We start from the raw sequence: 24925 nt of genomic DNA on the forward strand, positions 1-24925 counted from the left end.
ACGAAGCCGGCGGCGCCGAATGTCGCGAAGGACGCCTTACCCGTGGTGGTCACGGGCGGCAGCGGCTTCATCGGCTCCAATCTCGCGGACAGCCTCCTGCGGGATGGGGAGGATGTCGTCATCCTCGACAATCTCTCCCGGCCGGGCGTCGAGCAGAACCTTGCATGGCTCACGGAGCGGCATGGCGCCCGCGTGCATCCGGTTCTCGCAGACGTCCGGGACTTCCGCGATATTGAAGCTGCCTTTGCCGATGCCAAGGCGGTCTTCCATCTCGCCGCGCAAACGGCGGTGACGACCAGTCTCGTCCATCCGGTCGATGATTTCGAGGCGAATGCGCGCGGCACCCTCAACGTGCTCGAAGCCGTTCGCAAAGCGGGGAAAAAGGCGCCGGTGATCTTTGCCAGCACCAACAAGGTCTATGGCGCTCTCGAAGACATCGGGATGCTCGAACTCGACGAACGCTATGTGCCCGCCGACGAAAACATGCGGGCAAACGGTATCGGCGAGGGGCGGCCCCTGGATTTCTGCACGCCCTACGGCTGCTCCAAGGGCGTCGCCGATCAATATGTCCTCGATTATGCGAAGTCCTACGGCATTCCCACCGCCGTCTTGCGCATGAGCTGCATCTATGGGCCGCGCCAGTTCGGCACGGAAGATCAGGGATGGGTGGCGCATTTCCTGATCCGCGCGCTCGGCGGGGAGCCGATCTCCATCTATGGCGACGGAAAACAGGTGCGCGACATCCTTCACGTCGACGATGCCGTTTCCGCCTATCGAGCGGTGCTTGCCAATATCGCCGCGATCAAGGGCAGGGCGTTCAATCTCGGGGGTGGGCCGCGCAATGCGGTCAGCATCCTGGCGGTGCTGGGCGAGATCGAAGCGCTTGTCGGTCACCCGGTGGAGACATCGTTCGGGGAATGGCGAGCCGGCGACCAGTATTTCTTCGTCGCCGACACCCGAAAGCTGGAAGAGGAACTCGGCTGGCAGGCGCGCGTGCGCTGGCGCAACGGCCTCAGGCACCTGGCGGAGTGGCTGGTGGACAACCGCTTCGGGGGAGGTCCGCTGCTGCAGGAAAAGCGGAAGGTACGGGCATGATACGGCAGGCACAGACGCGATCCCCGCGAGTGCTGATGACCGTCGATGCGGTCGGCGGCGTCTGGCGCTATGCGATGGATCTGGCCGGGGGGCTGAAGCATCACGGCGTGCGGACCTGCTTTGCCGGTTTCGGCCCAAGGCCGTCGCGGGAGCAGATACTCGAAGCCGAGGCTCTCGGTGAACTCGTCTGGTTCGATGCGCCGCTCGACTGGATGGTGGATGGCGAAGCCGCGCTGCAAGAGGTGCCGCGCCTTCTGTCCAGCCTTGCACGGCAGAAGAAGGTCGATCTCCTGCATCTCAATCTGCCGTCGCAGGCGGCAGGGCTCGACGTGCCGATGCCGGTCGTGGTCGTCTCCCATTCCTGCGTCGTCACGTGGTTTGCCGGCGTAAGGGGTTCTGCGGTTCCGGAGGGCTGGCGCTGGCAGCAACGCGTGAACCGTGAGGGTTTCGAACGGGCGGACGTGGTGCTCGCCCCAAGCCATAGTCATGCCGCCATGATGGAGGCGGCTTACGGGCCTATCTCGAACCTGAAAGTCATCTACAATGCCAGCCGTCTCGAAAACGCGGCCGGACCCAAACAGGAATTCGTCTTCGCCGCCGCCCGCTGGTGGGACGACGGCAAGAATGGCGTGATGCTCGATGCGGCCGCGGCAAGGGTTCGCTGGCCGGTCGTCATGGCCGGCGCGAACCGTGGCCCGAACGGACAATATCTGGCGCTCCGAAACGCGGACTATCGCGGGGAGCTTTCCCATCGCCGCGCAATGGTCCTGATGCGGCAGGCGGCCGTCGTCGCGTCTCCTTCCGTCTACGAGCCTTTCGGGCTTGCTCCGCTGGAAGCCGCCAGAGCAGGGGCGGCATTGGCATTGTCCGATATCCCGACCTATCGCGAGCTCTGGGAGGGCGCGGCTCTCTTTGCCGATCCTCACGATCCGGGGGCTTTTGCGGATGCTCTCAACCTTCTGGCGGACGATGACGGCCAACGGGCCGTGCTGGCCGTCAAAGCCTACGAGCGATCGAAGATGTTCGGCGTCGAGGTTCAGGCCGCGGCAGTCAATCATATCTATTCCGGCCTTCTTCATCAGGGCCACACCCTGACAGCAGCGGAGTGATCATGAGATTTGTCTTCTACACGCATTCGTTGATTTCCGACTGGAACCACGGCAACGCGCATTTCCTGCGCGGCGTCATGCGCGACCTGATCCGCCGTGGCCATGAGGCGCTGGCGCTGGAGCCGGAGGGTTCCTGGAGCCGCGCGAACCTTCTGAAGGATCAGGGGGCGGTCGCAATCCAGAAGTTCCGCGAGACGTTTCCCGAACTGCGGTCGCAGATCTACGGCAAGGGGTTCGATCACGAGGCCGCCGTTGCCGATGCCGATGTCGTGGTGGTCCATGAATGGACAGAGCCGAAACTCGTGGAACGGATCGGCCGGGCGCGGGCCGCCGGCGGCAGGTTCACGCTGCTCTTTCACGACACGCATCACCGGGCCGTGTCGGCGGAAAGCGATATCGCAGGGTTGAAACTCGACGACTATGACGGCGTTCTCGCCTTCGGCGAAACGCTACGCGAGCGCTATCTCCGCGCCGGCTGGGGCAGGGCCGTCTTTACCTGGCACGAGGCGGCCGACGATCGGCTTTTCCGGCCGAGACCTCAGATCGCAAGGACCGGCGATGTCATCTGGATCGGCAATTGGGGCGACGACGAGCGCTCCAGCGAGATCATGGAATTTCTGGTGCGGCCGGTGAGGAAGCTCGGCCTCGATGCGACGGTTCGAGGGGTGCGCTATCCCGACCATGCGCTGGAGGCCCTTCGGAAAGCCGGCATCGCCTACGGCGGTTGGATCGCCAACGCGGAGGCGCCGCTTGCCTTCGCCCGTCACAAGGTGACGGTGCACATACCGCGGCGGCCTTATGTCGAAAACCTTCCCGGCATTCCGACCATCCGCGTTTTCGAGGCCCTGGCCTGCGGCATACCGCTGATCTCCGCTCCCTGGAACGACGGCGAAAATCTCTTCAAGGCGGGGGAGGATTATCTCGTTGCCCGCAACGGCGAGGAGATGGAGCGCCTGCTGCGGCAGGTTCTCTCCGACGAAGGTCTGGCTGCGCATCTTATCGAATCCGGCCTCGAAACCATCCGCACCCGGCACACGTGCCGCCATCGGGTCGATGAACTGCTTTCCATCCTCGCGGCGTGCGGCACGGCTCGCGTCACCGGAAAGCTTGCCGTCAGGGAGGCCGCCGAATGAAGATCGCGTTTTATGGCTCAAGCCTCGTGTCTGCCTATTGGAACGGCGCCGCTACCTATTACCGAGGTCTCCTGCGCGCTTTGGCGGCCAAGGGATATGACATCACCTTCTACGAACCGGATGTCTATGACCGCCAGAAGAACCGCGACATCGATCCACCGGACTGGTGCAAGGTGGTCGTCTACGACGGCACGATCGAGGCCCTGAAGGCCGTGACCCCTCATGCCGGGCAGGCGGACATCGTCGTGAAGGCGAGCGGAGTGGGCTTCGAGGACGATCTTCTCCTTGAAGAGGTTCTGCGCGCGGCAAAGCCGGGTGCGCTCAAGATATTCTGGGATGTGGATGCGCCGGCAACGCTTGCCGAACTGCGCGCCGCGCCGGAACATCCGCTGCGCAAGGCTCTTGCGGATATCGATATGGTGCTGACATACGGCGGCGGTGATCCCGTCGTGAACGCCTACCGGTCCATCGGCGCGGCGGATTGCATTCCGATCTACAACGCCCTCGACCCCGAGACCCATCATCCGGTCGCCAAGGATCTTCGCTTTGCCGCCGACCTCGGCTTCCTCGGCAACCGGCTGCCGGACCGAGAGGAACGCGTCGAACACTTCTTTCTGGAACCGGCCTCGCGGCTTCGGGCGCAGACCTTTTTGCTCGGCGGATCCGGCTGGCAGGACAAGTCCATGTCGCCGAATGTGAATTACATCGGTCATGTCTCCACCCGCGACCACAATGCCTTCAACATCACGCCGAAAGCGGTGCTCAACATCTCTCGGGCCAGCATGGCGGAAAACGGCTTCTCGCCGGCGACCCGCGTCTTCGAGGCGGCGGGCGCCGGCGCCTGCCTGATCACCGACTACTGGAAGGGCATAGAGCTATTCCTGAAGCCGGACGAGGAGGTTCTGGTCGCGCGCGACGGGCAGGACGTCGTCGACCTTCTCGCCGAACTGACGCCCGAGCGAGCGAAAACGATGGGCGAGAATGCGCTTGCCCGCGTGCTTGCGGAGCACACCTATGCGCATCGCGCCGAAAAGGTGGATGCGATCTTTCGGGCTCGGTTGGGCTCCCGGATGGAGGCTGCGGAATGAAAGAGCGCCTCGATATCGTCATCCTCGGCCTCTCGCTTTCCTCCTCCTGGGGGAATGGCCATGCGACGACCTTCCGAGCTCTGATCCGGGGGCTGAAGGCGGACGGGCACGACGTGCTGTTTCTGGAGCGGGACGTTCCCTGGTATGCCGACCAGCGCGATCTTCCCGATCCGGACTTCTGCGACCTCGCCTATTATTCCGATCTCAACGAACTGACCGGGACCTATGCGGATCGTCTTCGAGCGGCCGATGCCGTAATCGTCGGCTCCTATGTGCCGGAGGGCGCGGCAGTGATCGACAAGGTTGCGGCGCTTCACCCGAAGCGGCTCTGCTTTTACGATATCGATACACCGGTGACACTCGCGAAGCTTGACCGGGGAGACGAGGAATATCTGGCGCGACGCCAGGTTCCGCTCCTCGATGCCTATTTCTCCTTTTCCGGCGGAGAGGTGCTGGAAAGGCTTAAGAAGCGTTACGGCGCGTGCAAGGCCATGGCCTTGTATTGCTCGGTCGATGCGGATCGCTACGACGGCACCGGAGAGGCGGTCCGGTGGGATCTCGGCTATCTCGGAACCTATAGCCCCGATCGTCAGCCGACACTCGAAAGGCTTCTTCTGGAGCCGGCTCGGCGGCTGCCGGAGCTTCGTTTCGTGGTGGCGGGTCCCCAATATCCGCCGGAGATCGATTGGCCGGCCAATGTCGAGCGGATCGAGCATCTGCCGCCTTCCGGACATCCGAGCTTCTACAGCCGCCAGCGCTTCACCCTGAACGTCACTCGCGCCGACATGATCGCAGCCGGCTGGTCGCCGAGCGTGCGCCTGTTCGAGGCCGCCGCCTGCGGGACACCGATCATCAGCGATTTCTGGCGAGGCCTCGACGATCTGCTGCCCGACGGCGAGGCGATCGTCATAGCGCGGCGGACCGTGGATGTGATCGATGCCCTTACGGAGGTGAGCGAGAAAGACCGCAGGTCGATCGCGCTGGCCGCGAGGGCGAGGGTGTTGCGAGGCCATACGGGTCTTGCGCGGGCCCGCGAACTGGCGGCTGCCCTGGAAGAATTGCCGGTGCGCGAGCAACCGAAGACGTCAACGCTTGTGTGTGTTTCAGCCTAAGGAGATCGTAATGCTGCAAAGGACCCGAAACGAAAAAGGCAAGACTATCCTCGTCGCTGGCGGTGCCGGTTTCGTCGGCTCGCATCTCTGTGACGCGCTTCTTGCCCGAGGCGATCGGGTGATCTGCGTAGACAGCTATATCACCGGATCGAAAGACAATGTCCGGCCGCTCAGGAACCATCCGCGCTTCCGCCTGATCGAAAAGGATATCTGCGACCTGGCGGAGGTCGATGAAACCCTGGACCAGATCTACAATCTCGCCTGTGCCGCTTCGCCGCCGCAGTATCAGGCCGATCCGGTCCATACGATGATGACCTGCGTGGCCGGCACGGGAAACCTGCTTTCGCTTGCCGAGCGGCACGCAGCCTCGTTCCTGCAGGCCTCGACGAGCGAAGTCTATGGCGACCCGGTCGAACATCCCCAGCGCGAGGACTATCGCGGCAACGTCAGCTGCATCGGGCCGCGGGCCTGCTATGACGAAGGCAAACGTGCGGCCGAGACGCTCTGCTTCGACATGCTGCGCACCGGCAAGGTCGATGCCCGCGTCGCCCGAATTTTCAACACCTATGGGCCCCGCATGCAGCCGAACGACGGGCGCATCATTTCCAATCTCCTGGTGCAGGCGATCCAGGGCAAGCCGCTCACCATCTACGGGACGGGCAAGCAGACGCGCTCGTTCTGCTTCGTGAGCGATCTGGTCGCCGGCCTGATAGCGCTGATGGATGTGGACCCCAATCCGGAAGCGCCCGTCAACCTCGGCAATCCGGGGGAGTTCACGATCAACGAGCTTGCCGAAATGGTGCTCGCAATGGTCCCGACGGCATCGAAGGCCGTCCGCAAGCCCTTGCCGCAGGACGATCCGCAGCGGCGCCGGCCGGATATATCGCGCGCCAAGGAACTCCTGAAATGGGAACCGAAAGTGCCTCTTTCGGAGGGCTTGCGGCATACCGCGGACTGGTTCACGGCGGCCCTCGGCGACGGCAAGGCTCTCCGGCGGCGGTCCCGCGTGCGGCGTCCGATCAGCTCTCCCGAAATATCTGTCGGAGCCTGACGGCATGGATGCACGAAGGAACAGCACGAAAGAGGAGCTGAAGGAAAGGATCGCCGAGCTCGGCCCTTGGTTCCAGAACATGGAGATCCAGGGGATCAAGACAGCTCCCGATCATTTCCTCGGCGACTATCCGACCTTCAAGTGGAAAGGCTTCCGGCATGCCGTGCCGGAGGATCTCGAAGGACGCAGCGTTCTCGATGTGGGTTGCAACGCAGGCTTCTATTCCTTCGAGATGAAGCGCCGCAATGCGGGCCGCGTGCTCGGCATCGATTCCGACCCGCATTATCTCCGGCAGGCCCGTTTTGTGGCGGAGCAGTGCGGGCTGGACGTCGAATTCCAGGAGATGTCGGTCTACGAGGTCGGCCGGTTGAAGGAGAAGTTCGACCTCGTGATCTTCATGGGTGTGCTCTACCACTTGCGCCACCCGCTGCTGGCGCTCGATCTTCTCCATGATCATGCGGTGGGCGACCGGATGCTCTTCCAATGCCTCCAAAGGGGAGAAGAGCGCATTTGCGACCTGAAGGATGACTACGACTTTTCGGAATGGGATATCTTCGAACGTCGGGGCTATCCCAGGCTCTACTTCGTCGAAGAGCGATACGCGTCCGATCCGACCAACTGGTTCATCCCCAACAAGGCGGCGGTGGAGGCGATGCTGCGAAGCTCGGGTTTCGTGATCGAGGACAATCCCGAAAGGGAGGTCTATCTCTGCCGCCGCGGCGAACGGCACTATGCCGCCGATCCGCCTCCACATCTCTGAAACGCCGTAGCGCTTCGCCAAAGCCTGGTTTCGTGATAGCGTGGAACCAACGATCGATCTGCCAGTTCACCGGACACCCATCTTGAACGCAGGAGGATCCCATGCCCGAAGGCGAGGAACAGGGCGTCAAGCTCCAGGTCGCCAATACCAGACCTCAGGATGCGGGGCATGGCGTGGCGCGCTTCAGCTCACAGGCTTTGACCGCACTCAACATCCAGGAAGGGCAGATCGTCGAGATCCTGGGCAAGCGGCACACCGCGGCGGTCGCCGTGCGCGCCTATCCGGAGGACGAAGGGCTGAACCTTGTGCGGCTCGACGGCCTGCAGCGCGTCAATGCGGGCGTGACGAGCGGCGATTTCGTCGAGATACGCAAGGCCGATGCCCGCCCGGCCACCCGGATCGTCCTGGCGCCGGCGCAAAAGAACCTGCGCCTTGAAGGCTCCGGAGACGCGCTTCGCCGCACCTTCCTGCATCGGCCGATGGCGGCCGGCGACGTGATCTCCACGTCCGTGCATCAACGGGTTCGCTCCAGCCCCCGTGAAGAGATGCTGCGCGGCATGCTGGATCTCCCGGCTTACGGTCTGCAGGAAATCAGGCTCGTCGTCGTTTCCACCCAGCCCCGCGGCATCGTGCAGGTCGGCGAAGGAACGACGATCGAACTGCGCCCGCAGTTCGAGGAGCCGAAGGAGGCCCGGCGAGCGGATGTCACCTATGACGATATCGGCGGCCTCGGCTCGTCGGTGGATCAGGTCCGGGAAATGGTGGAACTGCCGCTGCGTCATCCCGAACTCTTCCAGAGGCTGGGGATCGAGCCGCCGAAGGGCGTTCTGCTGCACGGCCCGCCCGGGACCGGCAAGACCCTGCTGGCACGGGCCGTCGCCAATGAGACGGAAGCGAACTTCTTCCATATCGCCGGTCCGGAAATCATGGGCAGCCGCTATGGTGAATCCGAAGAGAGATTGAGGCAGGTATTCCAGGAGGCGTCGCAGAGCGCGCCCGCGATCATCTTCATCGACGAGATCGATTCCATCGCTCCGAAGCGTGAGCAGGTCACCGGCGAGGTCGAGCGGAGGATCGTCGCCCAGCTCCTGACGCTCATGGACGGTCTGGAGCCGCGCCAGAACATCGTCGTCATCGGCGCGACCAACAGGCGGGATGCGATCGACGAAGCTTTGCGGCGGCCGGGACGTTTCGACCGGGAAATCATCATCGGCGTGCCGGACCAGGAGGGACGTCATGAGATCCTGGCAATCCACACCCGCGGCATGCCGCTTGCCGAGGACGTCAATCTCGACGAGATCGCCCGGACCACCTACGGCTTCGTGGGGGCCGACCTTGGGGCGCTCTCGCGGGAGGCCGCGATGGACTCGCTGCGGCGGCTCCTGCCCGGTCTCAACCTGCGCGAAGGCATCCCGGCGGAGGTGCTCGAGAATCTGAGCGTGAAGCAGGACGATTTCCTGAGCGCGATGAAGCGCATTCAACCGAGCGCGCTGCGCGAGATCATGATCCAGGTGCCGGATGTCGGCTGGGACGATATCGGCGGATTGGACGAGGCACAGATGCGTCTGCGCGAAGGGGTGGAGCTTCCGCTCAAGTCGCCGCAGTCGTTCCGCCGGATCGGCATCCGGCCGGCGAAAGGCTTCCTCCTTTTCGGACCGCCGGGCACCGGCAAGACCCTGCTTGCCAAGGCGGTCGCGCGTGAGGCGGAGGCGAATTTCGTGGCTACCAAATCCTCCGACCTGCTCTCCAAATGGTACGGCGAATCCGAGCAGCAGGTTTCCCGGCTGTTCGAGCGCGCCCGGCAGGTGGCGCCCACCGTCATCTTCATCGACGAGATCGATTCCCTTGCTCCTGCCCGCGGCGGCGGACTGGGAGAGCCGGCCGTGACGGAACGCGTCGTCAATACGATCCTTGCGGAAATGGACGGATTGGAAGAGCTGCAGGGCGTGGTGGTGATGGCCGCCACGAACCGTCCGAACCTCCTCGATCCTGCTCTTCTTCGGCCGGGCCGCTTCGACGAACTCGTCTACGTTCCCGTGCCGGATGCGAAGGGCCGACGGAAGATACTGGCGATCCACACCAAGAACATGCCGCTTGCCGAGGATGTCAACCTCGATCAGCTCGCGGAACGGACGGAGCGGTATACGGGCGCCGACTTGGAGGATCTGACCCGCCGGGCCGGGCTTCTGGCGCTGCGGGAGGAGCTGGACGCCGACAAGATAAATTCGGGACATTTCGAACGTGCCCTGGCGGAGACGAGGCCGTCCGTCACGCCTGAAATGGAGCGCGAATACGAGGAAATGCTCCGCACTCTCAAGCAGCAGGGTCCCAGCCATCAGGCGATCGGCTTCGTACCGCTCCGGCAGGCGGCAGAGTGACGTTCAATGCCTGCCGCTCGGCAGGACTGCGCTGAGCACCTGCCGAACGGTGCCTCGGATGACGCCGGCTTCGTTGGGATCGCCCTTGGCGAGCGATGCCGTCATGTTCCTGATCTGCTTGAAGGTGAAATGGGGCGGCAGCGGCGGCACTTCCGGATCGGTCTTCACCTCCAGCACGACCGGACGGTCGGCGGCCAGGGCCTCATCCCATGCGGAGCCCAGGTCTTCGGGCGTATCGACGAACAGGCCTTGAGGCCGATGAGTTCAGCGAAGCGATGATAGGGGACGTCGGGGATACTTTGGGAACCCGACGCAGGCTTGGCGCTTTCGACTTCATCGGAAACAGAAAGGTGAAGCGGTGAAACACAAACTTCTGGCAAGCGACGCGGGCGAACGGACCTTCATCCTGGTTCTGGACGAGGGAGACGAGGCTTTTTCCAGCATTTCGGCCTTTGCGGAAAAGAACGGCATCAGCGCTGCGTCGGTAACGGCGATCGGTGCCTTCAGCCGCGCCACGATCGCTTTCTTCGAGTTCGAGAAGAAGAGCTACAAGAAGATTCCCGTACCGGAGCAATCGGAGGTCTTGAGCGCGATCGGCGACATTGCGGTAAGCGACGATGGTAAGGCGAGCCTGCATCTCCATGCGGTTCTCGGCCTTTCCGACGGCAGCACCAAGGGCGGTCATTTCATGGAAGGCCATGTGCGCCCCACGCTCGAGGTCGTCGTCCGCGAGACGCCTGCGCATCTGAGGCGCCGGGAACAGCCGGGTCTCGGAATAGCGCTGATCGATCTGGCAAACTCGGATTGACGGACGGGGGCCGCTTAGTGCATTCCGCCGCCGCCTCCGGATTTCAGGGCGATATTGCGCAGGATGAGCGCCAGCGGGATTGCGCATGCGGAGATGATCGCGAGGACGTAGAAGACGTCGATATAGGCGAGATAGCTTGCCTGCATCCGCACCTGTTCGCCGATGAGGCCCATCGCCTGGTTCTGCGCATCCGCCATCGTCGAGCCGCGCTCCGCGAAGAAATGCTGCAGATTTCGCATCGTCTCGACGTAAGTGGGATCGGAGGGCACGATATGTTCGACCAGCCGGCTCTGGTGCCATTGTTCGCGGTCGGCCAACACGTTGGAGGCGACCGAAACGCCGATCGAGCCGCCCGTATTGCGCGCCGCGTTGATGAGCGCTGACGCCTGATCTATCTGGTCGGGACGAAGCCCGTCGTAGGAGGCCGCGATGATGGGTATGAAGATCAGCGGCAGGCCGAGGCCGAGATAAAGCCGCGACCAGACGAAGAAGCCGAAGTTCAGGTCGGGGTTCACGCGGGTCATGTCGTACATGGAGAAGGCGATGATCCCCGCTCCGATGGCGATCAGATATTTCGGCTGGATCTTCGAGGTGAGCCGGCCCGCGACGAACATCATCACCATGGTCACCAATCCTCCGGGCGAGAGTGCCATTCCTGCCCAGGTGGCGGTGTAGCCATAGTTCTCCTGCAACACCTGCGGCACGAATTGCGTCGTGGCGATCAGGATCGCTCCGATCGCCAGCATGACGACGACGCAGGAGCCGAATTGCCGGGTCGCGAGCAGCCGTATGTCGACCGCCGGGTTTCTGGCGGTCAGCAGCCACGGGATCGAGGCGAGCAGCGCGACGACGCAGATCGCGGTCGCCACGATGATGAACGTGGAGTCGAACCAGTCCTCCACCTGGCCGCGATCGAGCACCAGTTCCAGGGCGCCGAGGAAGGTCGCCACCAGAAGAAATCCGGTCACGTCGAAGCGGATGCCCTTTCGGCGCATCTCCTCGCGCTTCCTGCGGAGCGCTTCCGGCTCCTGCACGAGGAAATAGACGAGCGCGAAGGCGAAGGCGCCGACCGGACCGTTGATCAGGAAACACCAGTGCCAGGAAAAATTGTCGGAGATGTAGCCGCCGAGCGTCGGGCCGACCACCGGAGCGACGACCACGGCGATGCCGAAGACCGCAAAAGCCTGGCCGCGTTTTTCCGGCGGAAAGGAATCCGTCAGGATCGATTGCGAGACGGGCACCATGCCGCCGCCCGCAAAGCCCTGTATCATCCGGAAGATCAAGAGCGAGGGCAGGTTCCAGGCGAGCCCGCACAGAATGGAGGCGACGGTGAAGAGGGCCAGGCAGACGAGATAGAAGCGCTTGCGGCCATAGCGCTGGGCGATAAAGCTCGAAGCGATCAGCGCCACGGCGTTGGAAACGAGATAGGTCGTGACGACCCAGGAGGCTTCGTCGGAACTGATCGCCAAGCCGCCGGAAATATAACGCAGCGCGACGTTGGCGATCGTGGTGTCCAGCACTTCCATGAAGACGGCCAGCGCCACGACCACCGCCACCAGCCAAGGATTGGTGCTCCGGCCGCTGTCGACCGGCTCGGCGCCGCCTATCGCTCCTGCGGTTGCCACGTCAGCTCCTCGGTCTCACCGTAACCGTCGGCACGACCGACATGCCGGGGCCGATCGCAACGTCCGTCGGCCATTGGTCGACGACGATCTTCACGGGCACGCGCTGGGTCACTTTCACGTAGTTGCCGGTCGCGTTTTCCGCCGGCAGCAGCGAAAAGGCCGTGCCCGACCCGGGCTGGACCGAGTCGACCCTGCCGTGCAGAACATGGTCCGGATAGGCGTCGATCGTCAGGTCGACCGGCTGGCCGGGCCGCATGTCGGCGAGTTGCGTCTCCTTGAAATTCGCAGTCACCCAAACCTCGTCCGGAACGAACATGGCGATCGCCTGGCCGGCTTCGACGAACTGGCCCTTCGAGCCGCTCAGCCTCACGACCCGGCCGGGTTGGGCTGCGGTCAGCGTCGTGTAGCCCAGGTTCTGTTCGGCGCTTTCGCGTTGCGCTTGCGCCTGCTTGAGGCTTGCTGCCGCGCTGTTGCGCTGGGCTTCGGCCGCCGTCCTGTTCTTCATCGCCGACGTGACGCTCGCCTGCGCCTGGTTATAGGCGGCCTGAGCCTGTCTGAGGTTCGATTCCGCCTGCTGCGAGGTCTGCAGGCTGCCGGCACCGCCCTGGAGGAGTTGCCGCTGGCGGGCCGCTTCGTCCTTGGCGAACTGCAGCGCTGCGAGCGTGGAAGCTTCCTGCGCGCGGGCCTCGTCCACGGCGGCGGTTGCGACCTCGATCTGTGCGGCCGCATTGGCGATCGCCGCATTTGCGGATTCAACCTGCGCCTCGGCCTGGCCGACGGCAATCTGGTAGTCGCGCGGGGCGATCCTGGCGATCACCGCTCCCGCAGCGACGTGCTGGTTGTCGGTGACCGCCACCTCGTCGATATAACCGGAAACCTTGGCTGCCAGCGAGAAGCTGCGGGCGTCGACGAAGGCGTCGTCCGTCGTCTCGTAAGGGTGGAAATAGATCGACCAGACGAAATAGACAGCAACCGCCAGAGCGATCAGGACGATGGCGGCAAGAGCGGTCCAGACGGGATGTCGCCGGACCAGCGACCGCTTCTCTTCATCTTGCTTATGGGCGGATGCCTGCGGTTCCTCGGTCCGGTCCTTGTCTTCGGGATCGGCCGGGCGGTTCGCCTCGTCATCGGGAACGGTGCGCTGAACTTGGGCCACGATATGCCTCTGAGAATTGGCTGTGGAAGCATTCGAAACGCCGGAAGCCCACTTAGGTTCCTGGAGGGAACAGTAACGTTACTGCGGCGCAGCAAGCTTTTCCCGGGCTGGAACCTTCCGCTGCGAACGGTGTTTTGTACCTTCGTGTGGATGGGGTTCTTCTGTTGGCACAGATCTTCACGGCGTCCGCTGATACGCGTCTTCGTGCGATCCTGCTGGGGATCCTCATCCTTCTCGTCTGTCTTGCAACTTTCGTCGGCGGCTATGCGGAGTCGAGCTACGGCACGCTGGTCGGGTGGGTGCAGGACCAGCCGGTGCCCTTCAGTCACGAGCATCATGTCGCCGGTCTCGGCATAGACTGCCGTTACTGCCATACGTCCGTGGAGACGAGTGCGAAGGCCGGCCTGCCGGCCACCCATATCTGCATGAGCTGTCATTCGCAGATATGGACGGGTGCCGCGATGCTCGCTCCGGTGCGGCAGAGCCTTGCCGAGAGCAAGCCGCTCGAATGGAACCGCGTCGCGCGGCTGCCGGACTACGTCTATTTCGACCATTCCATCCACGTGACCAAAGGCGTCCCGTGCGTGAGCTGCCATGGCCGCGTCGACCAGATGCCTCTGATGTCGCGTGCAAAGCCCTTTCAGATGAAGTTCTGCCTCGATTGCCATAGGGACCCGGCGCCGAATCTCAGGCCCCCGGACGAGATGACCCGGATGGACTGGACAGACTGGGATCGCGATCCCAGTGCTCACAAGGAATACGGCGCGCTGATGGCGAAGACCTACGGGATCGAGCCCGCCAAGCTCACTCAATGCAACATATGTCACCGGTGAGGGATCATGTCGGCCGTTTCCTCCAATGCCGTCGAGACGATTAAAGCGAAGCTCAAGGGCAGGACCGGCCGGCAGTTCTGGCGCAGCCTGGAGGAGCTTACGGGGACAGCCGAGTTCCGGACCTTCATGGAGGAGCGCTTTCCTTCCCTCGCGGCAAGGGAGATCGACCGGCGCACGCTCCTGAAGGTCATGGGTGCCTCGCTTGCCCTGGCGGGACTTTCCGCATGCAAGGGAGAGGCCGATGAAAAGGCCTATCCTTACGTCAACATGCCGGAAGGCATGACGCCGGGTGAGGCGCGTTGGTATGCCACCGCGGTCGGCTTCGCGGGCTACGCCCAGCCGGTGCTCGGCAAGACTTTTGCGGGGCGGCCGGTGAAGCTCGAAGGCAATCCGGACCATTCAGCCAGCCGTGGCGCGACAGACGCCTTCACGCAGGCGTCGCTGCTCGGGCTTTACGATCCCGACCGATCGCAGGCGCCGCGTCATTTCGACAAGCCGGCGGACTGGAGCGCCTTCGACGCCGCCATGGCGCAGCAGGCCGGAAATCTCGACGCGGTGCAGGGTGATGGATTCCGGCTGCTGACCGGCCCTACGAGTTCGCCGACCCTCTTGCGCCAGATCGCCCTGCTGATCGAGCGATGGCCGAAAGCGCGCTGGCATATCTGCGATCCCGTCCCGGCCGACGGCCGGACGGCGGCAACGGAGAAGATATTCGGCCGACCGATGGAAATGCATGCCGCATTCGAAAGGGCCGAGGTCATCGTCAGCTTCGACGACGACTTTCTGGGGCCGGGCCCATCTCAGACAAGGAATGCCGGGCTCTTTGCCGACCGGCGGCGGATGCGTCAGCAAGGGCAGGGACCATCTCGGTTGATGGTGGCGGAGCCCGTCCTGTCGATCACCGGTTCAAGTGCCGACAGACGAGTGGCTGCTTCGGTGGACGAGATTTCGACGTTGCTTCAGGCGCTCGGGGCGGAGTTCGGGATCGGCAGCCTGCCGGAAAGCCTTTCGGATCGGCATCGAAACTGGCTGAGCCAGGTTGCAACCGCGTTGCGCGGCGCAGGTGGACGATCGCTGGTGCTGGCCGGCTCCTGCTATTCCCCTGACCTGCAGGCCTTGGCGCTGCTGATCAACGAGAGGCTCGGCAGTCTCGGCGGCACATTAAGCTTCTCCGATCCGATCCCGGCCTCGGCGCCGGACGGCGCGCGATCGCTCGAAGTGCTGGCCGAAGACATGCGGGCGGGCCGCGTGACGGTCCTTGCCGTGCTCGGCGCCAATCCGGTCCATGCCGCACCGGGCGATCTGGATTTTGCCAAGGCGATGGACAGAGTCGGGCTGCGCATCCATGCCGGTCTCTACGATGACGAGACCGCGGCGCTCTGCCATTGGCACGTGCCGCTGCAGCACGATCTGGAAAGCTGGAGCGATGCCCGTGCCGTGGATGGATCGGTCGTCCTGATCCAGCCGCTGGTGCGGCCGTTCTTCGACGTGCGCTCGCCGCATGTGGTGCTGGAAAACCTGCTTGGCCGGCAGGCGAACGATCGCGAACTCGTCCAAGCGACATGGCGGCAGGCATGGAGTGCCGATTTCGACGATCGCTGGCGCGCGATCCTCGACAAGGGGGTTGTCGAAGGCAGCGCCTTGCCGCTTTCGGTGCCTCCGATCGTCGATCGCGCCGTTTCCGCGCCGCCCGCTCCAGCGAGCGGGATGGTTCTGCATATCCGTCCCGACGCCGGTGTCTGGGATGGATCGCTGGCCGACAATGCCTGGGCGCAGGAAACGCCGCGGCCGATCAGCAAGATCACCTGGGGCAATGTCGTCGGCGTGAGTCCCGATTTTGCCCGAGACCGCGGGCTGGCCAATGGCGAAGAGGTGAGAGTGTCCGTTGCCGGCCAATCGATCCTCGGCGCCATCTGGATCATGCCGGGGCAGGCGGCTGAGACCATCTCGCTGACGCTCGGCTATGGCCGGTCGCATCGGGATTCGATTGCGGCCGGGCTCGGCTACAATGCCAATATCCTCCGGAGCACCCGTGCTCCCTGGCACATCGCCGGTGCCGAAATCGAAAAGACCGGTGAACGGCAGCTCATCGCGACGACGCAGGCCCATCAGGCCATGGACGGCTTCGATTTCGTGCGGACGGTGGAGGCCGAGGATAGGCAGGTCGCCGCCGCCGGAGAATTTCCGTCCTTCTATCCCAGGCGACCAGTGGAAGATCCCTCGTGGGGCATGTCGATCGACCTCGACCTCTGCATCGGCTGCAATGCCTGCGTCACCGCCTGTCAGGCGGAGAACAACATTCCGGTCGTTGGAAAGGAGCTCGTCGCCCAGGGCCGCGAAATGCACTGGTTGCGCATCGACCATTATTTCGAGGGTGAGGCAGACGCGCCGAAATCCTATCACCAGCCGGTGACCTGCATGCATTGCGAACAGGCGCCCTGCGAGATGGGCTGCCCCGTCAACGCCGCGGTGCATTCGATCGATGGGCTGAACCTGCAGGTCTACAACCGCTGCATCGGCACGCGCACCTGTTCCTCCTACTGCCCCTACAAGGTGCGGCGTTTCAACTGGTTCGATTTCACCGGCGACGACCCGCCTTCCATCCAGGCGATGCGTAATCCGGATGTCACGGTGCGCAGCCGCGGCGTCATGGAGAAATGCACCTACTGCGTCCAGCGGATCGCGGAAGCCAAGATTGCGGCCGACAAGGAGAGCCGGCCGATCCGCGACGGCGAAGTCGTCACGGCCTGCCAGCAGGCCTGTCCGGCCCAGGCGATCACGTTCGGCAATGTCGCCGATCCCAATTCCACCGTCAGCCGCCGCAAGGCCGAGGCGCGGGACTATGCCCTGCTGGAGGAGGTCAATACCCGCCCGCGCACGACCTATCTGGCGCGGATAGAGGCGGGCGGGACATCCGGGGAGGATGTCGGATGAGCGACATCGTGGCAGACGCGCGCATCACCGACGAGATCACCCGCATTCCGCTGCGCTATCCCCACCCGCGCGTCTGGTGGGCTTTCTTCGCCGTCTCGCTTCTCCTGCTGCTCTGCTTTGCAGTCTCCGCCGCGGTGCTCCTCATCTACGGTGTCGGCATCTGGGGTAACAACATCCCCGTCAATTGGGGGCTGGCGATCTCCAACTACATCTGGTTCCTCGGGATCGGCCATGCCGGTACGCTGATCTCGGCCCTGCTCCTGCTGCTCGGTGCCCATTGGCGCAATTCGCTCAACCGTTTCGCCGAGGCGATGACGCTCTTTGCCGTCGTCTGCGCCGGCCTTTATCCTATCCTGCATCTCGGCAGGCCCTGGTACTTCTACTGGATGGCGCCTTATCCGAACACGATGACCATCTCGCCGCAGTTCAAGAGCCCGCTTTCCTGGGATTTCTTCGCGGTGCTGACCTATCTCACGGTTTCGGTGCTCTTCTGGTACATCGGCATCATTCCCGACCTGGCCTCGGTGCGCGACCGGGCGAAGAAGCGCGGGCAGCAGGTCTTCTACGGGTTGCTGTCGCTCGGCTGGCGCGGCTCCGCGCGGCATTGGGCCCGCTGGAACCAGGCCTACCGGATGACGGCTGCGATCGCCGTGCCTCTGGTCGTCTCCGTGCATTCCGAGATTTCGCTTCTCTTTGCCGCCGGGCCGATCCCCGGCTGGAACTCAACTGTCTTTCCGCCTTATTTCGTGCTGGGAGCCGCCTTCTCCGGCTTTGCAGTCGTGCTGATGATCGCGGTTGCGTTGCGGCATGCGCTCGGATTTGCGGACCTCGTGACCGGCCGGCATCTCGATCTCCTCGGCCGCTTCCTGCTCGCGACCGGGCTGATGACTGCCTACGGCTACTGGGCCGAGATCTACGACACGCTCTATAGCGGCGAGCAGCAGGATCTGGCGACGCTGACGGACCGGCTCGCGGGCACTTATGCCTACAGCTACTGGAGCGCGGTGATCCTCAACTTCCTGCCGCTGCAACTGTTGTGGTTCGCAGGCATCCGCAAGAAGCCGGTCGCGCTCTTTCTGATCGGGCTCTCGGTGACGGTTGGCATGTGGTACGAGCGCTACATGCTGCTGACGACGTCGCTCTATCGCGACTATCTCGTCTCCTCCTGGGGCGAATACCATCCGAGCATATGGGAATGGGGTCTCTACCTTGGCATGCTCGGCGTCTTCTTCACGCCCTTCCTGCTCTTTATCCGCTTCCTGCCGGTCATTTCCGCCTTCGAAGTGAAGGAAGCGCTGCGCGAGACAGGAGACCTCGAACATGCGTGAGCCGTCTCCCGAAACGGAAGTCTTCGGCGTGCTTGCCGAGTTCGAACGGCCGGAGCAACTGGTCGAAGCGGTGAGAATGACGCGCCGTTCGGGGATCCGGGCCTTCGATGCCTATTCGCCCTATCCGGTCGAGGAGATGGCTGAGGCGATCGGCTTTGACGAGAACAGGCTTCCCTGGCTGACCTTTGCCGGAGGATGTCTCGGGGCGGTGACGGCTTTCGGCCTGCAGGTCTGGACGAACCATGCCTATCCGATCGAGATCGGCGGCCGGCCGATCATCGCCTGGCAGCCGTTCATGCTGATCACCTTCGAGCTCACGGTGCTGTTCGCAGTGCTCGCGGCCGTATTCGGCATGCTGATCCTCAACCGGCTGCCGCGGCTGCATCATCCCGTCTTCGACGTGGACGAGTTCCACCTCGCCAGTTCCGACAAGTTTTTCCTGGTCGTCTTCAGCAATGACGAGCACTTCGACAAGGCCAAAACGCAGCGGTTTCTTGAAGGCCTCTCGCCGGTGCGGATTACCGTCGTGGAACACACGGAGGAGCCGGCATGAAGTCTCTGCCTGCGCTTCTCCCTCTGATCTTGATGTTGGGCTCCTGCGACGACATGAGCCATCAGCCGCGTTACGATTCCTACGAGAAAAGCCCGCTATTTGCCGACGGCAAGGCGCTGCAGGCCCCGCCGGAAGGAACCGTGGCGCGCGGCGATCCGGCGCGCGAGCGGGAGCTTGCCGAAAGGCCGGAGATGAGCACGGCTCTCATGGAACGCGGCCGCGAGCGGTTCGGCATCTATTGCACGCCCTGCCATGACGAGGCCGGCACCGGGCGGGGCCGTGTCCCGGCGCGGGGTTTTCCGGCGCCGCCGAGTTTCCATATCGAGCGGCTCCGCGATGCTCCAAGCCGCTATTTTACCGATGTCATCACTCGGGGACATGGCGTCATGTACTCCTATGCGGACCGGGTCGAGCCCCGAGACCGCTGGGCGATCGCCGCTTATGTCCGGGCGTTGCAGTTGTCGCAGGATGCGCCTGCCTCGGCACTTTCCGAAGACGAAAGGCGGAAACTCGAAGGGAGCGGATCATGACGGTCGAGGACCGCAGGATAGCCGCTCTTTCCGGCGCGGTCGGGGCGCTGCTCTGCCTTATCGCGCTTGCGATGGCGAGCATGGATGCCCACGCAGCTCTCACCGGCTGGCTCGCGGCTTTCGCGTTCGTCAGTGCGCTGCCGCTCGGGAGCCTGTGCCTGGCGCTGACGCTCCGGATCATTCCCGGTCAGTGGCGTGAGATGCTCCAGCCGCAGACGGACCTTGTGGCTCTGGGCTTCCCGCTGCTGATCGTGCTCGTTCTGCCGGTCCTGTTCGGGCTGCCGGATATCTATCCCTGGGCCGGAGGCGCCGAGCTTTCGGGCTTCAAGGCCGCCTATCTGGCACCGGCATTCTTTGCCGTCCGAACCCTTGTCATCCTTTGCGGCGCGTCGCTGCTCGTCATTGCGCTGCGCAGGCAGCCGCCCGGCCGGGCGGCGCTTTCGGTCTTCGGCCTCGTCGCCTTCGTGCCCCTGCACGGCGTGCTTTCCGTCGATTGGCTGATGTCGCTCGATCCCAAATTCCATTCGTCCGGCTTCGGGCTCTATATTCTCGCTGCTCAGGTGCTGACGGCGTTTGCGGCACTGATCGTCTTCCGGTTGCCCGGCAGAGGGGAGAAGCAGATCGCGGTGTTCGGCCCCTTGCTGCTGACCCTGCTCCTGCTGTGGGCCTATGTCGCCTTCATGCAATATTTCATCCTGTGGTCAGGCAACCTGCCGCCGGGCGTCGCGTGGTACCGGCAGAGAGGCGAGGGCGGCTGGGCGATCGTCGAGTACCTGATGGCGGCATCGCGTCTGCTGCCGGCTTTCCTGCTGTTCTTTCCGCCTATCCGGGGGCACCGGCGTTTTTTGATTGCGCTTTCCGTGATCGTGCTTTTCGGCGGCCTGCTGGAATGCGCCTGGCTGGTCCTGCCGTCTGCGGGAGCCGGAATGGGTCTTGCAACAGCCTCTTTCGGCTTGGCGCTGATCGGGATGCTGCTGCTCTATCCCTCGGCCATTTTCCTGGGGGCGGCAGCCGTCGCGGCAAAGGCGAGAAGGAGGAGGAGCGCATGAGCGAGGCTTCCGGTTTCGAGCGGAAAGATGTCTCGGCCCGGCATGTGGTGCTGGCGCTTGTCGGCCTGTTCCTGCTCGTCGCCATGTTCTTCGGGATCGTCGCGCTCATCGTTTCCGGCATTTCACCGGAGGAGGCGCCGCCACCGTCGCAATTCGGGGCTGAAAACCTTCGTGCCGGACCACGGCTGGAGGTGAACCCCGCCGGTGACCAGCCACGGGCCGAAGAGGCAATCCGGGCCAGGCTGCAGGGATATGGCTGGGCCGATCGGAACACAGGGCGTGCGCGAATCCCGATCGAACGGGCGATGGAAATCATCGCAACGCAAGGCTGGCCGGATCGGGATCGAAGGGAGGGAGGGCCATGAGATATCTTATGTTTCTATGGCTTCTGCTGCTGCCATCGGCAGCATTCGCCCTAAACCCGTTCGAAGCGACCGGGATCGATCAGAGGCCAGGCGTCCAGGTGCCGTTCGATCTGCCGTTCACGGACGAGAACGGCCGTGCCACGACGTTGGGGCAGCTTTCAGAGGGTAAGCCGATCCTGCTCGCGCCCGTGCTGCACGATTGCCCGAATATCTGCGGCGTAACGCTTTCCGGTCTCATGGAGGCGGTTGAGGCGCAGGATTTCCAGCCGGGGCGGGATTTTACGATCATCGCCTTCGGCATCGATCCGAAGGAGGGACGGCAGGAAGCGGCGAATTCGCTCACGGAACTGCGCAAACGCTTTTCGCAAACCGCCTCCTCCGGCGTCCACGCGTTGACCGGCACGGAGAAGGACATCCGCGCCGTTACCGATGCGCTCGGCTACCGCTACGCCTGGGACGACACGATCCAGCAATATGCCCATCTCGCGGCGGTTGCGGTCCTCACGCCGGAGGGCAGGCTGAGCCGCTGGCTCTACGGCTTGGCGCCCGCGGCCAACGACCTCAAGCTGGCGCTGACCGAAGCGGGGCAGGGCCGGACCGGAAGCTGGGGCGACCGGCTTCTGCTGCTCTGCTATCACTACGATCCGGCGACGGGGCGATATTCCTCGATCGTCTGGACGGCGCTGCGGATCGGCGGAGGCGGCACGGCGCTTGTGGGAGCCGGTGCCATCGCGGTCGCCCTGTTAAGGGAGCGGCGTCGCGCAAGGGAGGGGCGGACATGAGCGGTCCGCTATCCCTCTGGCCCGAGCAGGCCTCCGGCTATGGCGGCGAGATCGATCTGTTCGTCATCGCCTTCACGGTGCTGATCGTGGCGCTTTCGGCGCCGGTCTTCGTCGTGATCGTCCTCTTCGCTGCGAAATATCGCCGTGGCAGACCGGCCGATCGGGAGCATCCGCAGGACCGCAATGTCTGGCTCGAGGTTTCCTGGTCGATCATTCCGTTCTTCGCGCTGATCGGTTTCTTCGTCTGGTCCACCGACCTCTTCGCCAGGCTCTACCATCCGCCGAAGGATGCGCTGGAAATCGATGTCGTCGCCAGGCAATGGATGTGGAAGTTCCAGCACCCCGAAGGGCAGGGCGAGATCAACGAATTGCATGTGCCGACGGGCGAGCCGGTGAAACTCGTGATGGCCTCGCAGGACGTCATTCACAGCCTCTACATCCCGGCACTGAGGCTGAAACAGGACGTGGTGCCGGGCCGCTATACCGTGCTCTGGTTCAATGCCGACAAGCCCGGTACCTACCGGCTTGCCTGCGCGGAATTCTGCGGCACCGACCATTCCGTCATGGGCGGCAGCTTCGTCATCCAGACGCCGGCCGAATATGCCCGCTGGCTGCAGCAGTCGACGGTCGACTGTTCTCTGGCCGCCCAGGGCGGAGCGCTCTTTCGCGGCCGCGGCTGCAGCGGTTGCCACGGACCGGCCTCCACCGTGAAAGCGCCGCCGCTCGAAGGGCTGTTCGGCAAGCCCGTGGCCCTCGAAGGCGGCGCCACCATCATCGCCGACGAACAATATATCCGCGACAGCATTCTCCTGCCGCAGAAGCAGGTCGCCGCCGGTTACCCGGCGATCATGCCGACCTTTGAGAACGTGCTGTCCGAAGAAGACGTGCTGAAGATCGTCGCCTATATCAAATCGCTGGGGCCTGGAGACCTGACGCAATGACGGCGCTGCAAGAGTGGCCGGATCAGGCCGATCGGCATGATAGAGGGTTGTCGGAGACGGAGACCGAGCGGCAGAGCTATCTGCGTGCCGGGTACAGTCTCGGGTCCTGGTTCTTCACGCGCGACCACAAGCGGATCGCGATCCTCTATCTCTTCGCCATCACCGCATTCTTCATGATCGGCGGTGCCGCCGCAGCGCTGATGCGTCTCGATTTGCTGACGCCCGCGGGCGATCTCCTGACCAACGAGGGCTACAACCGCGCCTTCACCATCCATGGCGTGATCATGGTCTGGTTCTTCCTGATCCCGTCGATCCCCAACACGTTCGGCAATTTCCTGGTCCCGCTGATGATCGGCGCGCGCGACCTCGCCTTTCCGAGACTGAACCTGCTGAGCTGGTACATCTTCGTTCTTGCCGGTGGCTTCACGCTCTTCGTACTGATCGCCGGCGGGGTCGACACGGGCTGGACCTTCTATACGCCGCTTTCGTCGATGTTCTCTCACGGCAACGTGGTGCTGGCTGCCGTCGCTGTCTTCATCGCCGGGTTCTCATCCATCCTCACCGGCCTCAATTTCATCGTCACGGTTCACAAGCTGCGCTGCCCGGGCATGACCTGGGACAGGCTGCCGCTCTTCGTCTGGGCGATTTACGCAACTTCGCTGATCCTCGTGCTTGCGACGCCGGTGCTTTCCATCACGCTTGTGCTGATCGCGGCGGAGCGGCTGTTCGGCCTCGGCATCTTCGATCCGAAACTCGGCGGCGACCCGCTGCTCTACCAGCATCTCTTCTGGTTCTACAGCCATCCGGCAGTCTACATCATGGTGCTGCCGGCGCTCGGCGTCGTCAGCGAGCTCGTCGCCGCAGCGGCCCGCAAGCCGGTCTTCGGTTACAAGTTCGTCGCCGGCTCCTCGATCGCCATCGCCGTGATCGGCTTCTTCGTCTGGGGTCATCACATGTTCGTGGCGGGCCAGTCCATGTATGCGAGCGCCGTCTTTTCCTTCCTGAGCCTCGCGGTGGCGGTGCCCTCCGGCATCAAGGTCTACAACTGGGCGGCGACGCTCTATAAGGGGCATATCTCGCTCGATCCGCCCTTTCTCTACGGCATGACCTTTATCGGCCTTTTCGTCGTCGGCGGTCTGACGGGACTGATGCTTGCGATGCTGGCGGTGGACGTGCATGTCCACGACACCTATTTCGTGGTGGCGCATTTCCACTACATCATGGTCGGCGGCACGGTTTCGGCCTTCTTCGGCGCGCTGCATTACTGGTGGCCGAAGATCGTCGGCCGCACCTATCCGCTCGTCTGGGGACGGTTGGCGGCGATCTTCATCTTTCTCGGCTTCAATCTCACCTTTTTCCCGCAGTTCCTGCTCGGCTATCTCGGCATGCCGCGGCGCTACCACGTCTATGCGCCGGAGTTCCAGATGCTGCATGTGCTGTCGTCCGCCGGTGCCAGTCTCCTCGGACTCGCTTATCTGATGCCGCTCGTCTATCTCACGTGGTCGATGCGCTACGGCGCACCGGCCGGCGACAATCCCTGGGGTGCGACGGGGCTCGAATGGACGACACCGTCGCCGCCGCCGAAGCATAATTTCGATGAAATCCCGGTGGTCGACCGGCCGCCTTACGATTACGAGATCGAGATGGAGGGCGAGGATGGTTGAGACGAGGCCCGTCGCCGAGCCCTACCGGGATGCCCGCCAGCAACGCGATGCGGCGATGCTGGGCATGTACGTCTTTCTTGGCAGCGAGATCATGCTGTTCGGCGGCCTCTTCGCCGTCGCGGCGGTGATGCGGCTTCTGCATCCTGCAGAGGTGGTGGAGGCTTCGAAGGCGCTGCATGTCTGGATCGGCGCGATCAACACCGCGGTATTGCTGACCTCCAGCTTATTCGTGGCGCTCGCGGTGGACTGTGCGAAGCGGGGCCGCAGGCGCGGCACCGGCGCGTGGCTTTTCTCTGCAGCTTCGCTCGGGGCCGTCTTCCTAGCCATCAAAGTCTATGAATATTCCCTGGAACATGCGGAGGGCCTGCTGCCCGGTCTGGGCGCCCCGTTGAAGATCTCTACCCCGGTCCAGCGGGCGTTCATGGACCTCTATCTCGTGGCGACCGGTCTGCACGCCCTCCATCTTCTGATCGGCATCCTCCTGCTTCTGGTGATAGCGATCCGCGCCGTTTCCGGCAGACTGCTGCTGCCCGAGCGCGTGATCGTACCGGTGGCGGCCGGGCTCTACTGGCATCTGGTCGATGTGATCTGGGTCTTCCTCTATCCCGTCCTCTATCTGGCGCGGTGACGG

General features: G+C 63.7%; 21 protein-coding genes and 2 pseudogenes. 20 read left to right on the top strand and 3 right to left on the bottom strand.

Annotated elements, in window-relative coordinates; genetic code table 11:
• Window positions 1-3 precede the first annotated feature (3 nt).
• The 8 genes and pseudogenes from QTA58_RS18010 to QTA58_RS18045 all read left to right on the top strand — a co-directional run.
• Window positions 4-1095: pseudogene (locus tag QTA58_RS18010) on the top strand (SDR family NAD(P)-dependent oxidoreductase); the annotation flags it as partial.
• On the top strand, window positions 1092-2204 hold the full coding sequence (locus QTA58_RS18015; RefSeq protein WP_289669939.1) for a glycosyltransferase family 4 protein: 1113 nt from the start codon (window positions 1092-1094) through the stop codon (window positions 2202-2204). The pseudogene QTA58_RS18010 and the gene QTA58_RS18015, both read left to right, overlap by 4 nt.
• 2 nt (window positions 2205-2206) lie before the next feature.
• The gene (locus QTA58_RS18020) at window positions 2207-3337 is read left to right on the top strand and encodes a glycosyltransferase (protein ID WP_289669942.1); all 1131 of its coding nucleotides are present in this window, start codon (window positions 2207-2209) and stop codon (window positions 3335-3337) included.
• The gene (locus QTA58_RS18025; protein ID WP_289669944.1) at window positions 3334-4425 is read left to right on the top strand and encodes a glycosyltransferase; all 1092 of its coding nucleotides are present in this window, start codon (window positions 3334-3336) and stop codon (window positions 4423-4425) included. The genes QTA58_RS18020 and QTA58_RS18025 overlap by 4 nt, the downstream gene beginning before the upstream one ends.
• Window positions 4422-5537, top strand: coding sequence for a glycosyltransferase (locus tag QTA58_RS18030; RefSeq protein ID WP_289669946.1), 1116 nt, complete (start codon window positions 4422-4424; stop codon window positions 5535-5537). The genes QTA58_RS18025 and QTA58_RS18030 overlap by 4 nt, the downstream gene beginning before the upstream one ends.
• A 10-nt stretch (window positions 5538-5547) precedes the next feature.
• Window positions 5548-6588 (top strand): UDP-glucuronic acid decarboxylase family protein, encoded by a 1041-nt coding sequence (locus QTA58_RS18035; protein ID WP_289669947.1) that lies wholly within the window; start codon window positions 5548-5550, stop codon window positions 6586-6588.
• A gap of 4 nt (window positions 6589-6592) precedes the next feature.
• The gene (locus tag QTA58_RS18040; protein ID WP_289669948.1) at window positions 6593-7348 is read left to right on the top strand and encodes a TIGR04290 family methyltransferase; all 756 of its coding nucleotides are present in this window, start codon (window positions 6593-6595) and stop codon (window positions 7346-7348) included.
• A gap of 101 nt (window positions 7349-7449) precedes the next feature.
• Window positions 7450-9726 carry a CDC48 family AAA ATPase gene (locus QTA58_RS18045; RefSeq protein ID WP_289669949.1) on the top strand — a complete coding sequence of 759 codons (2277 nt, stop codon included), beginning with the start codon at window positions 7450-7452 and terminating at the stop codon, window positions 9724-9726.
• Between the two features lie 3 nt (window positions 9727-9729).
• Here the strand turns inward: QTA58_RS18045 and QTA58_RS18050 are convergent.
• Window positions 9730-10031: pseudogene (locus tag QTA58_RS18050) on the bottom strand (thiamine pyrophosphate-requiring protein); the annotation flags it as partial.
• 53 nt (window positions 10032-10084) lie between these two features.
• Between QTA58_RS18050 and QTA58_RS18055 the strand changes: the two are divergent.
• Window positions 10085-10534: a PPC domain-containing DNA-binding protein gene (locus QTA58_RS18055; RefSeq protein ID WP_289669950.1), complete on the top strand. Its 450-nt coding sequence runs from the start codon at window positions 10085-10087 to the stop codon at window positions 10532-10534.
• 14 nt (window positions 10535-10548) lie between these two features.
• Here QTA58_RS18055 and QTA58_RS18060 read toward each other — a convergent pair whose 3' ends face one another.
• Window positions 10549-12159, bottom strand: coding sequence for a DHA2 family efflux MFS transporter permease subunit (locus QTA58_RS18060; RefSeq protein WP_289669951.1), 1611 nt, complete (start codon window positions 12157-12159; stop codon window positions 10549-10551).
• Between the two features lies 1 nt (window position 12160).
• Window positions 12161-13315: an HlyD family secretion protein gene (locus tag QTA58_RS18065; protein WP_289669952.1), complete on the bottom strand. Its 1155-nt coding sequence runs from the start codon at window positions 13313-13315 to the stop codon at window positions 12161-12163.
• 164 nt (window positions 13316-13479) lie between these two features.
• Here QTA58_RS18065 and QTA58_RS18070 point away from each other — a divergent pair, with 164 nt between their 5' ends.
• The 11 genes from QTA58_RS18070 to QTA58_RS18120 are packed head-to-tail and all read left to right on the top strand — an operon-like array spanning window position 13480 to window position 24922.
• Window positions 13480-14148: a cytochrome c3 family protein gene (locus tag QTA58_RS18070; RefSeq protein ID WP_289669953.1), complete on the top strand. Its 669-nt coding sequence runs from the start codon at window positions 13480-13482 to the stop codon at window positions 14146-14148.
• 6 nt (window positions 14149-14154) lie between these two features.
• Window positions 14155-17082: a TAT-variant-translocated molybdopterin oxidoreductase gene (locus tag QTA58_RS18075; protein WP_289669954.1), complete on the top strand. Its 2928-nt coding sequence runs from the start codon at window positions 14155-14157 to the stop codon at window positions 17080-17082.
• Window positions 17079-18410 (top strand): NrfD/PsrC family molybdoenzyme membrane anchor subunit, encoded by a 1332-nt coding sequence (gene nrfD, locus QTA58_RS18080; RefSeq protein WP_289669955.1) that lies wholly within the window; start codon window positions 17079-17081, stop codon window positions 18408-18410. The genes QTA58_RS18075 and nrfD overlap by 4 nt, the downstream gene beginning before the upstream one ends.
• Window positions 18403-18963, top strand: coding sequence for a DUF3341 domain-containing protein (locus tag QTA58_RS18085; protein WP_085424820.1), 561 nt, complete (start codon window positions 18403-18405; stop codon window positions 18961-18963). The genes nrfD and QTA58_RS18085 overlap by 8 nt, the downstream gene beginning before the upstream one ends.
• Complete coding sequence (locus QTA58_RS18090) at window positions 18960-19493, top strand: cytochrome c (protein ID WP_289669956.1); 534 nt, start codon at window positions 18960-18962, stop codon at window positions 19491-19493. The genes QTA58_RS18085 and QTA58_RS18090 overlap by 4 nt, the downstream gene beginning before the upstream one ends.
• Window positions 19490-20542: a hypothetical protein gene (locus tag QTA58_RS18095; protein ID WP_289669957.1), complete on the top strand. Its 1053-nt coding sequence runs from the start codon at window positions 19490-19492 to the stop codon at window positions 20540-20542. The genes QTA58_RS18090 and QTA58_RS18095 overlap by 4 nt, the downstream gene beginning before the upstream one ends.
• Window positions 20539-20907, top strand: coding sequence for a hypothetical protein (locus tag QTA58_RS18100; protein ID WP_289669958.1), 369 nt, complete (start codon window positions 20539-20541; stop codon window positions 20905-20907). The genes QTA58_RS18095 and QTA58_RS18100 overlap by 4 nt, the downstream gene beginning before the upstream one ends.
• Window positions 20904-21689: an SCO family protein gene (locus QTA58_RS18105; protein ID WP_289669959.1), complete on the top strand. Its 786-nt coding sequence runs from the start codon at window positions 20904-20906 to the stop codon at window positions 21687-21689. The genes QTA58_RS18100 and QTA58_RS18105 overlap by 4 nt, the downstream gene beginning before the upstream one ends.
• Window positions 21686-22630 (top strand): cytochrome c oxidase subunit II, encoded by a 945-nt coding sequence (coxB, locus tag QTA58_RS18110; protein WP_289669961.1) that lies wholly within the window; start codon window positions 21686-21688, stop codon window positions 22628-22630. Before QTA58_RS18105 ends, coxB begins: the two co-directional genes overlap by 4 nt.
• Complete coding sequence (locus tag QTA58_RS18115) at window positions 22627-24294, top strand: cytochrome c oxidase subunit I (protein ID WP_289669962.1); 1668 nt, start codon at window positions 22627-22629, stop codon at window positions 24292-24294. Before coxB ends, QTA58_RS18115 begins: the two co-directional genes overlap by 4 nt.
• Window positions 24287-24922, top strand: coding sequence for a cytochrome c oxidase subunit 3 (locus QTA58_RS18120; RefSeq protein WP_289669963.1), 636 nt, complete (start codon window positions 24287-24289; stop codon window positions 24920-24922). The genes QTA58_RS18115 and QTA58_RS18120 overlap by 8 nt, the downstream gene beginning before the upstream one ends.
• Window positions 24923-24925 lie beyond the last annotated feature (3 nt).

The organism is Neorhizobium sp. CSC1952 (assembly GCF_030378245.1).
Classification (GTDB): Bacteria; Pseudomonadota; Alphaproteobacteria; order Rhizobiales; family Rhizobiaceae; genus Neorhizobium; species Neorhizobium oryzae_A.